This window comes from Sorangium sp. So ce176, assembly GCF_051519835.1.
Classification (GTDB): Bacteria; Myxococcota_A; Polyangia; order Polyangiales; family Polyangiaceae; genus Sorangium; species Sorangium cellulosum_G.
This window is the reverse complement of the sequence record NZ_CP150371.1, coordinates 6,224,839-6,239,445: the sequence shown is the minus strand read 5'-3', so window position 1 is coordinate 6,239,445 and position 14,607 is coordinate 6,224,839. Positions and strand designations below refer to the sequence as shown.

Below are 14,607 nucleotides of genomic sequence, written 5' to 3'. Positions count from 1 at the left end.
AGAGGGGCCCATCTCTCCTGCGAGGTGACCTGATGAAGCCCGGCGACCATCCTGATTTCTTCCGGTTCGCGCCGCCCCCCGGGGCCTCGCGCGAGAGCTCGATCCGGCTCGATCGCGAGGGCCGCTTCTGGCACGACGGCGCCCGCGTCGACCATCCGGCGCTCGAGCGCGGGCTCCGGTCGTGGATCGCGCGGCACCCCGACGACGGCCGTCCGATCCTCACGAACGGCTACGACTGGTGCTACTTCCAGGTCGAGGCCGCCCCGCTCTTCGTCGACGCGCTCCGGATCGACGACGGCGGCGGCGTCACGCTGGTCCTGTTCGACGGCGCCGAGGAGCCGCTCGATCCGGCGACGCTCTCCGTCGGCGACGACGGCGTCGTGTACGCCCGGGCCCGGGGCGGCGCCCTGGAGGCGCGCTTCACGCGCCACGCGCAGTCGCAGCTCGCCCCGCTGCTCGTCGAGGCCGAGCCGCCCACCCTCCGCGTCGGCGGGCGCGAGGTCCGGCTGCCGCCGCGGGCCGCCGCCGCTCAGTAGCGGTACTGCCAGAGCAGATCGAGCACGCCCGAGGTCTCCTGGCGCTCGTCGACGCCCACGGTGCCGCGGAGCGTCCAGTGCTTGTCGATGCGCCAGTCGACGGTGACCTCGGTCCGCGTGCCGCGCTCGCTCGCCGTGCCGCCGGGGGACGGCCCGCCGGCGCTCTGCGTGGTGCTGCCCTGCACCGCGCCCTCCTGGAAGGTGGCCAGCGCCGTGATCTCGTCGTTCAGCCGGTAGACGAGGCTCGTCCGCAGCGAGCCCTCCGAGGTCGTCCCGAACCGCGTCGACAGCCCGCGCAGCGGCGCGATGCCGCTCAGCAGCGCGTTGAACTGCGCCGCCGCGAGCTCGCCACCCACCGACGCGGCGACGCTGCCCGCGGCCTGCCAGCCGGGCGTCTCGGCGCCCGCCGCCTGTGCCCCCTCGGAGAAGTCGGCGCCGAACAGGAGCCGCGCGAGGATGTCCTGCTGCGAGCTCGGCGGGCTCGAGGTGAAGCGGAGCTTCTCGTTGGTGATGGGCCGGAGCGTCCCGTTGTACGTGGCGTAGATGCGCGTGCCGTCGGGGGCGTCCCAGTGCGCCATGACGTTGAGGTGCGGGTTCGACGGCTCCTCCTCGCGCAGGCGCACGTGCCCGCGCACGATCTCGAACACCTTGCCGTAGATCTCGAGCTCGCCGCGCTGGAGCACGACGTTCCCCGACACCTGCGCGTCCTCGGCCAGCACCACCCGGGGCGGCGAGTCGTTGTCGCTCGTCACGTGGAGCCGTAGCCCCGCGCCGGTGACCTGCGCGTCGTCCACGTAGAACGTCATCGTGTAGCGGAGCGCGTCCGTCGCGCGCCTCTGCTTCTCCGGCCCGAGCGGCTGGCGGACGGAGATGTCGGGGTTGTCGTCGAGCGGCTGCACGTTCCGGCCGCTCGTCGCCGGCAGCGACAGGCGGAGCGTCGGGATCGTGGCGTACAGCGCGAGCTCGCCGGGCTTCTTCTCCGCGATGAACGACAGCGCCCCCGAGGCCGTGCCGAGCGGCACCCCCTCGAGCGTGAGCGGCAGCGCCTGGCCCTCGGCGATGGTCAGCGCCCCAGCGCCGTCGCGCAGCTCGAGCCCGTCGAGCCGGAGCAGCGCCCAGCCCTGCGCCAGCCCGGTCATGCCCGCCGCGCGGAAGCCCTCGATCCGGACCACGCCGTCGTCGGCCGTGATGCGGGCGGCGACGTCGCGCAGGTCCTGGCCGAACTCCGGGATGTGCACGACGCCCTCGCTGATCTCGAGCTGGGCGCGCAGGCTGCCCCCCTCGGCGCCGGACGCGCCGCCGAGCTCGACGCGGAGGTCGCCGTCCAGGATGCCGTCGATCTTGCTCACGAGCTGGCCCACCAGGGGCTGCAGCGCCGCGAGCCGGAAGCGCGCGGCGGAGAGGGCGAGATCCGTGCGCTCGCCGTCGGGGACCGGGATGAACCCGTCGCGGAAGCGCACGCTGGCGTAAGCGTTCGCCTGGAGCTTGCCGCCGCTCGGGCCCTCGAGCGCGAGCTCGGTGACGCGGAGGTCCCCGCGCTCGCCGCCGGGCCTTGGATCGATCCGCATCGAGAGCACGCCGCGCTTGAAGCTGACGTCGCCCCCGAGCGAGAGGTCCGGCAGCGTGAGGTGCGCCGTGAGCTTCGGCGCGATGTTGAGGCCGCGCATCTCGATCTCGCCGCTGACGTGCCCGTCGATGCCGCTGTCGCCGAGCAGCGGGATCTCGCCGAGCGGCACGTCGCGCAAGGTCGCGCGGACGGCGCCGGTCCACGCCGGGGGCGGGCGCGCGCCCCTCAGCGCGCGCGCGGAGGGGGTCGCGAGCAGGCGGTCGAGGGGCGCGATCAGCTGGCCGCGCACGGCCACGATCTCGCGCGCGCCGCGCGTGACGTGCGCGTCGATCGTGGCCTGCTCGCTGTCGTACGTGACCCACGCGTCGAGGTCGGTGGGGAACAGCAGATCCGTCACCCCCGGGGCGCCCTTCGGCGCGACCATGAAGCCCCAGACGAGCGTGCGCGCCGTCACGACCGGGCGCGCGACGGTGCCGCTCGCGTAGGCGTCGATCCGCAGCTCGCCGCCGAGCGGCGGGAGCGCCTCGCGCACGAACGAGGGCAGGGTGGTGAGCTCGTCCAGGGAGCGCCGCGGGAGGGAGACGTTCGCGGTGATGGGCGCGCGCAGGAGCGACGCCCACCGGCCCGCGGGCGGCCCGGTGAGCGCGGCGAGGTCGAGGTCGATCGCGCCGGACGCGTCGGCGAGGATGCCGCCGTCGTACAGGGTCAGCGCGGCCTCCGCCTTGCCGGTCGCGCCGTTCAGCGCGCCCTTGAGGTGGCCGTCGATGAAGCGCGACTCCCAGGCCGGGCGCTCGGCGCCCAGGCGGTGCGGCCCGGCGAGCGCGAGGCCCTGCGTCCGCACGAGCACGTCGTGGAGCGACGGGAACGGCTCGCCGGCGGCGCGCGCCACCCGGAAGCGCGTCGTGAGCTTGCCGCGTACCTCGCTCACGATGTGCCCGATCGGCATGAGCTGCGCGAGGCACCCGAGGTCCCAGTCGTCGGCCGCGACCTCGGCCTCGCCGACGAGGGCGGCCCACGTCTCGGCGCGCAGGAGCGGCCCCTTCAGCGCGCCCTCGGCGCCGGACACGCGCACGCTCGCGAGCTGGCCGGCGCACCGCGGCGCGGCGCCCTCCCACGGCTGTCCTGCGGCCGCCGGCGGCGCCTTGCCGTCGATGCGCACGAGCGCCTCGGCCTTGACCTGGTCGCGCTCGAAGGTCGCCGCGAGCTGCGCCGAGACGCCGGACAGGAACGCGATCTCGCCCCCCGCGAGCTCGAGCCGCACGTGGCCCGAGCGGCCCTCCCTCCGGTCGTGCTCGAGCGCGACGTCGACCTCGGCGCGGCCGCGCACGCGGAGCGGGATCCCGAGCAGGCGCGCGATGCGGCCGAGGTCGATGCCCTCGCCCTTGAGGCTCCCGGTGACGTCGTCGCCCCGCACCGCGAGCCGCCCCCTCATCGAACCGAGCTGCGCGGAGGTGAGCTCAAGCCCCTCGACGGAGACCCCGCCGGCCGAGGGGGTGATCGCCGTGATCTTCCCCGCGACCTCGGCGCCCTCGCGCCGGAGCTGGAGGTCGACGTCGCGGAGCGCGCCGGTGGCGGAGCTCAGCCGGGCCGAGGCGCTCAGGGCGTCGTCGCCGTCGGTGATCGTCGCGCTGAGCCGCGGCGAGGCGAGCGGGCCGGAGATCCGCGCGGTGACCTCGTCGTACGTGTGGCCGCCGGCGAGCGCCTCCTGGCCGGAGAGCGAGGCGTCGAGCGCGAGCGCGTCGAGCGGCCCGGAGATCCGCCCGGCGACGCGCGCGCGGGCGAGGCCGACGTCAGGGCCGACGCGGACCCCGGCGAGCGCGCCCTCGAACCGCACGTCGAGCGCGCCGTCGCGCAGGGTCCCCTCGACGCTCACGCGGCCCCCGCCGTCGATGGCCCCGGCGAGGCGCGGCGCGGCGGCGATCGCCGGGACGTCGGCCGTCGCCGCGAAGCGGACGCCCTGGCCGCCCGGCAAGAGCGAGATCTCGGCGTCGATCGGCGCGCCCGGCTCGTGGAGGTGCGCGCGCGCGTGGAGCTCGCCGCGATCGAGGACGAGGTGGACGTCCGCCGCCGGCACGCGCTCGCCGAGCAGCGCGATGGGCTCGGTCCGCGCCTCGACGGCGAGCCGGAGCTCGTCGCCGAGCTCGACGCGCACCCGACCCTCGGCGGTGAGCAACGGCGCCGGGTCGCCGTCGCTCGCCGGCGCGGCGCTCGCGCCGGCCGCGCCCGTTCGCGCCGGCGCGGCGCCGCTCCGGGCAGGTGGGGCGCCCCTTCGCGCCGGCACGACGCCGGCCCGCGTCGGGGAGGCCCCGGTTCGAGCCGGGGCAGCGCCGGTCGGCGCCGGCGCCGTGCCCGTCTGCGCCGGCGCGACGCCCGACGCGGAGAGCTGCACGATGAAGAGCCGCAGATCGACGTCGCGCGCCCGCGCGTGGGCGTCGAGCCGGACGGGGCCCGTCACGTCGAGCCGCCCCGCGACCGCGACGTTGCCCCCCGCCGGGTCGGCAGGGTCCGCCGAGACCGAGGCCACGACGTCGAGCTGCGGGAGATATCCGTTCACGGCCACGCGCGCGGAGACCGGCTCGGTGAGGGGGTGATCCGGGAGCAGGCTCCGGAGCTGCTCCGGCGTGGCGCGCGGGACGCTCGCGTGCGCCTCGAGGTGCTCCTCGTCGAGCACCGCCCGCGCGGTGACCTCGACGTCGGCGAGCCGGCCGGCGAAGCTGCTCCACATCCGGACCTCGTCGCCCGCGCGGAGGTGGTAGTTCGCGGTGCCCGCCATCGTGGCGGGCAGGAACGCGCGATCGACGAGGCCCGTCTGGTCGACGTCGACAGCGACGCCCTCCGGGCCGACGTGCACCGACCCGACGAGCCGGCTGACGTCGGCGTCCAGCGCGCGCGGCGGCGCGAGCTGCCCGTGGACCCAGCCGCGGCCGATCTCGACGCGCGACAGGGCGATGACGATGTCGCGCGGCGGCCCCTCGGGCGCGGCCGAGGGCGGGCGGGTCGGCGGCAGCGGCGCGAACGTGTCGCCGACGGTGACGCCCCCCGCGCCGTTGCTCTGCACCAGCACGTCGGCCTGCTCGACCCGGATGTACGGGACCTCGATGCGCAGCGCGCCCGTCCCGAAGAGCGCGCTCCGGAGCATCGAGAGCACGTCCGCCCGCGCCTCGATGCCGCGCGCGTAGATCACCTTGTTTCCCTGCGGATCGAGCGCGACCGCGGCGCGGATCCGCACGCCGTCGAGGCCGAGCGCGTCGATCTCGTCGGCGACGATCTTCCCCTCGAAGAGGGAGCCGAGCAGCCGGTTCGTGGCGTCGCGGGCGACCCGGCGCGCGGCCGGCATGTCGAGGTGGAGCGCGACACCCACGGCCGTGGCGCCGGCGAACGTCAGCGTGAGCCCGATCGCCGCCGCCGCGGCCGACGCGGCGCGGCGCATGCGTCCCGGCGCGCGCGGCGCCGGTGCGGGCCGCGGCTCTGGTGCGGGGGCGGGCGTCACGGCAGCTAGCTTAGTACGCACGGGCCGCGGCGACCTTGCTGCCGCGCCACGCAGGAAGGCGAGGTGCGCCCGGGCCCGGGCGGCGTGCCCGCCGGGACGCACGCGTCGCGCCCGGCGGCGTGCGCGCCGGGACGCACGCGCCGCGCCGGCGCCGCCCGCTCAGCCGGCGAGCCGCTCCAGCTCCACGAACAGCGTGCCGAGCTCCGGCTTCGACCGGAGCGGCGCGCAGAAGCGGCTGGCCAGGTGGAGCAGCTCCGCGTCGAGCTGGTCGGCCCTGCGCCCCATCTCGGCGATGCGCTCCTGGGACTCCCGCCGCCGCGTCTCGAGCTGACGGTCGAGCTCCTCGAGCCGCTCGCGCAGCTTCTTGATCTGCGCGTCCACCTCGGCCACCTCGTGCTCGCGGGCGATCGCCTCGCTCTCCGCCTCATAATCCGCCTTGCGCGACGCGTACCAGCCCTCGACCAGCTCGGCGAGCTTCCGGTAGCTGCCGGCGAGCTCGAGGTAGGGCTCGGCGAACCCGCTCCGGCCCTCCCAGCGCACCGCCTCCTTGTGCGCGCTCAGCACCGCGGGGATGAACGCCTGCGTCGCCGCGGTGAGCGGCGCCACCCGGGCCCGGAAGGAGCGGGCCTCCTCGCGCGTGAGCGAGGCGTCGACCGTGAGCGCATCCATCGCCCGCCCGATCTGCAGGCGGCCGTCGCGCCACTCCTCGGCGACGCCCTCCAGGCGCCGCTGCTCGTCGAGCGCCCTGGATCGGAGCTCGGCGTGCTCGCGCACGAGGCCGCGCAGCCCCTCGAGCTGCCGATGGACGTCCGCCGGCGCCGCCGGGCCGAACGCGCGGGCCGTCATGCGCTCGAACAGATCGAGCCGGCTGACCCAGGGGTCGCGCCCGGCGCCCCTCGACCGCACCGCCGAGTCGCGCGGCATCGTCTCCGGCGGCGGCGGGAGCGCGATCCGGCTCGCGGCCGCGATCTCCTCGAGCTCCGCGAGCACGCGGTACGCGTCGACGGGGCGGTCCGAGGGCTCCTTCGCCATGAGGGCGCTGACCAGCCGGTCGAGCGCCTCAGGCATCTCCGGGGCGAGCTCCCGGAGGCGCGGGGGCTGCTCGTTCATGTGCTTCAGGATCCAGCTCGCCGGATCGGGCGCGTCGAACGGCAGCCGCTGCGTGACCATCTCGAACATGATGACCCCGAGCGAGTAGAGGTCGGCCGGGGGGCCCGCGTCGATGGTCGTGCTGCGCTCGGGCGCCATGTACTGCGGCGTGCCGAAGATCTCGCCGAGGTTCGTGAGCCGCGCGTCCTGCGCGCACCGGGCGATGCCGAAGTCGAGGAGCTTCACCCAGTCGCCCTTCAGCAGGAACACGTTCTCGGGCTTGAGATCGCGGTGCACGACGTCGAAGTCGTGCGCGCGACCGAGGGCGCGCGCCATCTGCACCCAGATGGGCAGCGCCCGCGCGAGCGGCACCCGGCTGCGGTCCACGACGTCGGCGAGGCTCGTCCCCTGGAGCAGCTCCATCACGAGGAAGGGCAGCCCGTCGTCGGTGTCGCCCTGATCGAAGATCTCGATGATGTTCGGGTGCGCGAGCCGCTGCGCGTGCCGCGCCTCGCGCCGGAAGCGCTCGCGCGTCGTCGTGTCCTGCGCGAACTCCCGGTTCAGGATCTTGATGGCGCACGGCGTGCCGATCAGCTTGTTGTACGCCCGGTAGACCGTGGCCATCCCGCCGATCCCGAGCCCCTGCTCGATGACGTAGCGGCCCGCGATCGACATCCCGATGCGGGGGTCCTTCTCGGAGACGAGCGACGAGCCGTCGATGAAGCAGAAGGCGCTGTCGGCCGGATAACGCTGGTGGCACTGCGGGCAGGTCTTCATGGCGGGCACGTCGGCTGCAAGGTTACACTCTACGAGGGGCCGCTCTCGAGGGTCAACGCTCGGCGCGCGCCGCGGCGCTTTGTTCGAGCGGCGGTGGTCTGCGCGGCGCGACGCGCGCGGCGCGTGGCCTCGCGATCGTCGACACGGCTTGCGCAACGTTGCGCACACGATAGACGACGTCGCGCGACGACTGCGGAGCTCGCCGCGTTATGTTGTGGGGACGTCATGGACGAGGTCCCCTTGCGCGCTGTGGTGATCGGCTCGGGCGTCGGCGGCGCCGCCGCGGCGCTGCTCCTTGCGCGCGCCGGCATCCCGACCGTCCTCGTGGAGAAGGAGCGCCGGCTGGGCGGCTCCGCTGCGGCGTACGAGCGGGACGGCTTCCGTGTCGATACAGGCACGCACATGCTCTGCCGCGGCGAGGACGGCCCGCTCGGCGACGTGCTCCGCCGCGTCGGCCAGGGCGACGCGATCACCTTCCGGCAGAGCAGCGAGCCCGCCGCGCTCTGCCTGGCCGGCGCGGGCCGCGTCGTCGTCCAGGCCGAGCTCCGGGGGCTCGCCGGGGCCGCGCGGGAGCTCGCGCGGGGCCTCGAGCTCACGGCCCTGGAGGCCGCGCGCGCCGCGCGCCTTCTCGCGCACGCGACGGCGATGCGCGACGTGGACCTGGCCGCGTACGACGAGCTCACGGCCGAGGCGTACGCGGCCCGCTTCCTCCCGCGCCCCGCGGCCGCCGCCCGGCTCGGCGGGCTGCTGGCGTTGCCGCTGCTGCTGCCCGGCGCCGAGGCCTCGGCGGGCGAGGCGCTCCTCGCCTGGCGCCGGCTCGCCCGCGCCGGCCAGCAGCGCTACCCCGAGGGCGGCGCGGCGCGGGTGCCCGACGTCTTCTGCCGCCTGGCCCGAGAGCTCGGCGCCGCCGTGTGGACGGGCGCGGCCGTGCGCCGCGTGGTTGTGCGCGATCGGCGCGTGCGCGGCGTGGAGCTCGAGGACGGGACCGCGCTGCCCGCGCGCATCGTGGTGAGCACCGCCGGCCTGCTGTCCACCGTCTCTGGCCTCGTGGGCGAGGCGCACTTCCCGGAGGCGTACGCGGCGCGCGCCCGCGCGCTCACGCCGCAGCCGCGGCAGATCCAGGTGAAGATCGCGCTGCGCAGGCGGCGCGTCGCGGCGGGCGCGCTCGCCGGCCTCGCGGGCGGCGGCGGCGCGCCGTCGTTGCCGTTCTACTGCCTCGTGCCGACGCGCTTCGACCCGTCGCTCGCGCCGCCCGGGCACGAGCTGCTCTGCGCGGTCGCCGTGTCCGGCGCGCGCGGCGGCGCCCCCGCCGCGTCGGTCGACGGGCTCCTGCGCGCGCTCGACGCCGCGGCGCCCGGTTTGCTCTCCGGCGCGATCTTCGTCGACGGATCGCCCGACGACAGGCGCGGCGACGCCGGCGCTGCGGGGGGCGCGCTCGCGGCGGGGGCCGCGCAGACGCCCGGCCAGGTCGGCCGCGCGCGCCCTGCTGTGTACACGCCCGTCCAGGGGCTCTACCTCGCGGGGCGCGCCGCGGGCGGCCGCGGCGCGGGGATGGAGCTCGCGGCCGCGAGCGCGATCGAGTGCGTCGATCGCATCCTCGTCGATCTGGGCCGCGATCTCGGCGCGCCCGCGCCTCCCGCGCTGCGCGACATCGCCGGCGCGCTGCTCGGGCGAGCCGCCGCTTCCACCGTGTCCTGGGTCACGCGACCCCGCGGCTAGGCCCTCTCCAGGGCGCTCAGCGCGGGGTCGAGGAGCCGCGGCTGGCGCGCGCGAGCGCGTCGAACGGGAGGTTCTGATCCTCGAACACGGCGTCGAGCTCCTCGCTGCCCCGCTCCCGCACGCCCGAGCGCGGGGACAGCTCGGGGCGCACCGACGAGGGCGGGGCCAGGCGCGCCGACAGCGGCGCCATGGTCCTGATCGAGGGCGGCCCCTCGATGCCCGAGGGCGCGCCGGGCGGGACGGAGCGCATCGAGGGGGGAGCATTCGCCATCGAGCGCAGGGACGGCGGGCTCGGCAGGCGCGTGGAGGAAGGCGGCCCGGCCTGCGAGCTCGGCGGCGGCATCGGCGTGGGCCGGTGCGACGAGGCCGCCGTCGCCGGGAGCGCGCGCGACGACGCCGGCACGCCGCCCGGCAAGCGCGACGACGGCGGCGGCGGCGGCGCGCTCGGGTGCGCGCGCATCGAAGGGGGCGGGGTCGACAGGATCCCGCGCGCCGGCGCGCCGCGCACCGACGGGGGCGGGGTCGACAGCGGGGCGCTCGCGGTCGGCTGCACCGATGGGAAGCCCGGGAGCGCGCGCGTGGAGGGCGGCGGTACCGAGCGGGGGACGCCCGGCGCGGCGTACGGGCTCGGCTGCGCGGTGCGCACCGACGGCGGGGCGCGGAACGACGGCGGCCCGCCGGACGGAGGCACGGGGGTGAGCGTGTGGCTCGTCAGGGGCGTCCGGGCCGAGGGCGGGGAGCCGGCGCGCGACGAGGGCGGCGGCATGGTGCTCTGGCTCGCCGCCGTGTCGCCGCGCCTGTGCGCGAGCCGCGGATCGGCGCCCGGGCCCTGCCGCTGCGCCGCGCGCGGATCCACGCCCGCGGCCCCCTTGGCGCCGACGGTCTCGCTGCGCTGCGCGCCGATCAGCGTGTAACGCCCGCTGCCCTCGTCGCGCCGCCCCGCATCGCGCTCGCGCTCGCGCTCGCGGTCGCGGTCGCGGTCGCGCTGCGCGCTCATCTCGCGCGTGTCGCGCAGCGCGCCATTCAGCATCGCCTCGAGCTCGCGCTCGCAGACCTCCTCGTCGAGCCGCACCAGCGTCGAGCGGACGTCCCGGGCGAGCGCCTCGAACTCGGCCGGATCCGTCGCGTAGACGCCGTTGGAGAGGATGATCGCGAGCGGCCGCCGCTCGGCGGCGATCGTCGCGGCGGTCGCCGCGTCGCAGCGGTGCAGGAGCACCCCGCAGCCCGGCGCCACCGTGAGGCACAGGCTGAAGAGCGCCGGCCACGCCGGATCAAGGACCACAAGAATGCTGGGTACATGAAGCGGGGTTGCGGTGATCTGCGCGCGACGGTCCATGGCAGATCGAGGATAACTGAAACGAACCGGTTGATCGTAGTTCTCTTTCTCTAGCTCGGTCATTTTCGCTCTGCTTGCGCGTGCTGCAATGTGGCCAGCAGCGCAGATCTCCTACAGCTTGATTGTCTGTGTGCCGCGCGGCGCGAATCGCGCGCCGTCGCCGCGCGCCTGCCGCCGCTGTCGTCACCGCGTGGTCATCGCCGCGCGTCCCAAACCCGCGCGACGCGCCGCCCTCTCTCCTCTCGCGTCCGACCGGTGCGCGGCGCGCTCGCTGGGCTCGGCGAGCGCGGGGCGATGCGCGCCCTCCGCCGGGATGAGCGGCGGGGGGCGCGCGTCGCGGAAACGCCGGTGTCGCGGTGGGCGCCGTGTCTCCGGTGGACGCCGGGCGATGACGTGGTGCGATGCGCGCCGCGCCGTCGCCTCGCCCGGCGGCCGAGGATCACAGCCCCGTGTAGATGGTGGCGAACGAGGCCGCCTCGCCGCGGAGCAGCAGGTTGAGCCGCGGGTTCGGGACCTTGAAGGTGTGAATCTTGGCGTTCCGCACGTCGAGCACCGCGAAGGCGCCGCCCGGCGTGCTCTCGGCGAGGCCGTTCATCAGCAGGTTCAGCACGACCGAGACGCGCTTCGACGAGAGGGGCTCCCCGCGGAAATACATCTTGATCACGTGGGGCGTCCCGTCGATGACGAGCCCGAGCTCCGGGTTGACGTTGATCTCGAGATCTCCGAGGCGGTACGTCGACGTCGGCGGCTCGAACCACGTCATCTTCGCCGACGCGAGGAACTTGCGGTATCCGTTCACCACCGACGGGTAAATCCGCCGGCGCCGCTCGTCGTGCTGGGCGGCGAGGAAGCCGTCGAGCACGCTGATCGGCTTTCCGCTCCTGTGCATGTCGACGATCGCCTCGCGCACCTGCCTGTAAAAGTCCGTGTGGAGCTCGTCCTTCCGCTCCTTGAACTCCCTGACGCCGGTCAGCTTGGGCGTCCCGGCCTTGAGAACGAAGTCGACAAAGTACGTGAGCGAGATCTTTTCCATGAAGAAGTCTCCTCCAAACGAAGCGTTTCAGGCGCGCCATTTACAAGCGTCGTGCGAGAGACACGCCGTCGCGCCGCGTCCTTGATGTCTACCATGGATAGCCATCTTGGACCCGTCCGGAAAGGGATCGATCGGACGGACATTGTCCCAACCTGTCAGGGGCGGACGGCGGTGATATTGCGCGTGAAAAGTCGTGTAGTTTCAGATGCTTACACAGGTCGGAAGAACCCTTCGCACCGGCCCGCGCCGGGTTCCTGTAGGCTCTGCAGGACCATGAAGAGAGGAGGCGCGCCGCGATGAGGATCGACAGATACCGACTGTTGTCCGGGGGTATCCTGTGGATAACAGGAATTGGCAGGGCGACTCGATGCGTCGACGTGGTCGGACGTTGTCTGTCACAGTCCGGTGCTCGACGGCGCTTGACGCCGACAGCGCGCGAGGGACGGCGTCGGACGCCGCGCCCGGCGACGGCAGAGCGACGTGGCGGCGGCGCGGCAGACGAGAGGAGCGTGGGTGATGAACATCAGGTCTGAGCGCGCGGGCGACGAGGCAGGGATCCGCGGTGTCCACCTCGCGGCGTTCCCCTCGGCGATGGAGGCCGAGCTGGTCGACAGGCTGCGGGCCGCGGGGCGCGCGGTGGTCTCGCTTGTCGCGGAGATCGACGGCGTCATCGTCGGACATGTCGTGTTCAGCCCGGTGGCGATCGCCGGCCCCGGCCCGACAGGCGGAGGGCTCGGCCTCGCGCCGCTCGCTGTCTTGCCTGCTTTCCAGGGCCGCGGCGTCGGCGCCGCGCTGGCGCGAGAGGGCATCGAGGCGTGCAGGGGCGCTGGCTGCGCCTTCGCCGTCGTCCTCGGAGCACCGGAGTACTACGCCCGCTTCGGGTTCGAGAAGGCCAGTCTGTTCGGCCTGGGCAACGAGTACGCGGCGGACGAGGAGTTCATGGCGATGGAGCTCGCGCAGGGCGCGCTGGAGGGCGCCCGAGGCGTCGTGACCTACAGCCCCGAGTTTGGCGTCTTCGCTGCCTGATCTGCCCACGGCCCGCCAGTCGCTCGCCCCGGGCAGGCGCATCCCGGAGAGGTGCGGTGTCCCGGCGTTCCCCTGCGTGGAGCAGGACGGAGGTGTGTGGGGCTGGCTCGGCGGTCCGCCCCAGGCCGGCGCGGGCGCGCTGCCGGATCAGGCCGCCGAGCGGCGCCACGCGGCGCGCGCGTCGATGCCGTGCTCGGCGAAGCGGGGCACGTAGTCCCGCTCCACGGCGCGCTCGAGGATCTCGCCATAACGGGCGACCGGCATGAGGCCCCAGGCGCGGTCGTCGTCGGAGATCGCCGCGCGGCGCGCGCCGCCGGCGGGCATGTAGCTCTTGCGCATCCGGGCGAACATGGAGGGGAGCTCGCGCTCGACCAGCAGGCGCACGGCCGGCGCGCACGGCAGATCGAGCAGGTAGCGGAGCAGCGTCCAGCCGAAGTCGCGGTGCCGCACCTCGTCGCGCAGGATGCGGTCGAGCGCCCGGCGCGCGGCAGGGACGATGCACCCCTCGCGGAGCACCTTGAAGAGCGGGACAGCGACAGTCTCTCCGAGGCAGAAGACCTCGACGCCCGCCCGCGCGACGGCCAGCTCGAGCGGCTCGTCGCCGCGGCTCTTGAGCCCCAGCGTCTCGCGGCGGAGCGGCGCCAGGGGTCCGCCGCCCGCGAGGACGTGGACGCGATGGCTGAGGCGCGCGTGCGCGAGCTCGTCCTTGACGATGCGCAGGCCGTCGTCGATGAGATCCGGCGACGCGCCCATCTGGATGAGCCAGAGCGTGAGGTGCTGCGTGATCGCCGCCGAGCGGTACTCGGCCTCGATGCGCCGCCCCCACTCGCCGCGCACCGCGTCGCTGGCGGGAGGGAGCGGGGCCCGCGGCGCCTGGTCGGCGCCCGCGGCGCCGTCCTGCGCCGCGTCGGCGTCCTGCTCTGCGTCGGGGGCGTCCGTCATGGGGTCACGCTATGCGCTGGGTCCCTGGGCGGCAAGACGGGCGGCGGGGGCGCGCCGGCCGCGGTCACTCCGTGGTGATCACCGCGGAGGGCGGCACGCAGGCGTGCATGGTCGACCCGCACGCGGCGCAGGTCGCGCCGTCGGGAGACGAGGCGACGCAGGGATTGACGACGACCTCCTGACAGCGCGTACCGGCCGGACACGCCGCGTCGACCTCGCCGCACGGCAGGCTCGGGAAGCAGCCCACGGCGGCGAGCGCCGGGATCCCCGTGCCCTCGGCGCAGCCTGGCACAAGCCACTGACATGCCGGTCCCAGGCCCGCGCACGCCTCCCCGGTGGCGGCCGTGAGACAGTCCCCCGGGGGCGGCGGGGGCGGCGGGGGCGGCGGGTTGCAGGAGACCGCGATCGTCACGGACCAGGTGCCGTCGGCGCCGCAGGTCACCGTTGTCGGCTGGGGGCAATCGGGGGGGCCGTCATAGGAGCAGCTCTCCCCGGGAAGCTCGCATGCGCTGCCCGCCGTCGGCAACGACTCGGGGCACGCCGGCGGCGGCGGGTTACAGGAGATCTCGCTCTCCACCCGCCACGCCCCCTCCGCGCACCTGTAGCTGATGGGGTTGTCGCAACCATCGATGTAGCTGCAGGACCCGTCGTCCGCATCGCAGCTCGACCCGCGCTTCGGCATCGCCTCGGGGCACGCCGGCGGCGGGGGCGGCGGGTTGCAGGACAGCTCGTGCTCCACGCGCCACGCCCCGTCCACACACGCGTAGTCGATGGGGTTATCGCAACCGTCGATGTAGCTGCAGGAAGGCTCGTCCGTGTCGCAGCGCGATCCGGGTACCGGCATCTCCTCGGGGCACGCCGTCGGCGGCGGGTTACAGGCCATCCCCTCGGGACAGCTTCCGTCGTCCACGGTGGGGTCGCACCCCGGCAAGGCCACGGCGCCCGCGAACGAGGCCGCCGCGGCGACCGTCACGAGGAAGGGGGCCCGGAGCACCTTGCGCTTCTTCTGCATCGTCATGACCTGCTACACCTTTCTCTGGCACAACATGGCGCAAGGCTCGCGCTTGCACCCTTCAAGGTCCACGTTGAGCA

Annotated in this window: 9 protein-coding genes; 3 read left to right on the top strand and 6 right to left on the bottom strand. The window is 75.0% G+C overall.

Annotated elements, in window-relative coordinates; translation table 11 throughout:
- Positions 1–32: 32 nt before the first annotated feature.
- A complete protein-coding gene (locus WMF42_RS23290) occupies positions 33–536 on the top strand; it encodes a hypothetical protein (protein ID WP_061608881.1) in 504 nt (167 codons plus the stop codon).
- Here WMF42_RS23290 and WMF42_RS23285 read toward each other — a convergent pair.
- Positions 530–5,593 (bottom strand): translocation/assembly module TamB domain-containing protein, encoded by a 5,064-nt coding sequence (locus WMF42_RS23285; protein ID WP_437684768.1) that lies wholly within the window; start codon positions 5,591–5,593, stop codon positions 530–532. The two genes, WMF42_RS23290 and WMF42_RS23285, sit on opposite strands and share 7 nt — an antisense overlap.
- Positions 5,594–5,752: 159 nt before the next feature.
- Positions 5,753–7,459, bottom strand: a complete 1,707-nt coding sequence (locus tag WMF42_RS23280) for a protein kinase domain-containing protein (protein WP_437684766.1) — start codon at positions 7,457–7,459, stop codon at positions 5,753–5,755.
- 225 nt (positions 7,460–7,684) lie between these two features.
- Here WMF42_RS23280 and WMF42_RS23275 point away from each other — a divergent pair, with 225 nt between their 5' ends.
- Positions 7,685–9,178: an FAD-dependent oxidoreductase gene (locus WMF42_RS23275; RefSeq protein ID WP_061605759.1), complete on the top strand. Its 1,494-nt coding sequence runs from the start codon at positions 7,685–7,687 to the stop codon at positions 9,176–9,178.
- A gap of 16 nt (positions 9,179–9,194) precedes the next feature.
- On the opposite strand, the gene WMF42_RS23270 is transcribed toward WMF42_RS23275, so the two are convergent.
- Entirely contained in the window at positions 9,195–10,460 is a 1,266-nt protein-coding gene (locus WMF42_RS23270) for a hypothetical protein (protein ID WP_437684764.1), read from the bottom strand.
- 493 nt (positions 10,461–10,953) lie between these two features.
- On the bottom strand, positions 10,954–11,547 hold the full coding sequence (locus WMF42_RS23265) for a hypothetical protein (RefSeq protein ID WP_434040750.1): 594 nt from the start codon (positions 11,545–11,547) through the stop codon (positions 10,954–10,956).
- Positions 11,548–12,063: 516 nt separating this feature from the next.
- On the opposite strand from WMF42_RS23265, the gene WMF42_RS23260 reads away from it, so the two are divergent.
- A complete protein-coding gene (locus WMF42_RS23260; protein WP_061605369.1) occupies positions 12,064–12,573 on the top strand; it encodes a GNAT family N-acetyltransferase in 510 nt (169 codons plus the stop codon).
- 147 nt (positions 12,574–12,720) lie between these two features.
- Here WMF42_RS23260 and WMF42_RS23255 read toward each other — a convergent pair whose 3' ends face one another.
- Together WMF42_RS23255 and WMF42_RS23250 are read right to left on the bottom strand one after the other, a co-directional pair.
- A complete protein-coding gene (locus WMF42_RS23255) occupies positions 12,721–13,515 on the bottom strand; it encodes a ferritin-like domain-containing protein (protein WP_061605368.1) in 795 nt (264 codons plus the stop codon).
- A 64-nt stretch (positions 13,516–13,579) separates the two neighbouring features.
- Positions 13,580–14,527: a hypothetical protein gene (locus tag WMF42_RS23250; RefSeq protein WP_437684761.1), complete on the bottom strand. Its 948-nt coding sequence runs from the start codon at positions 14,525–14,527 to the stop codon at positions 13,580–13,582.
- Positions 14,528–14,607: the final 80 nt, after the last annotated feature.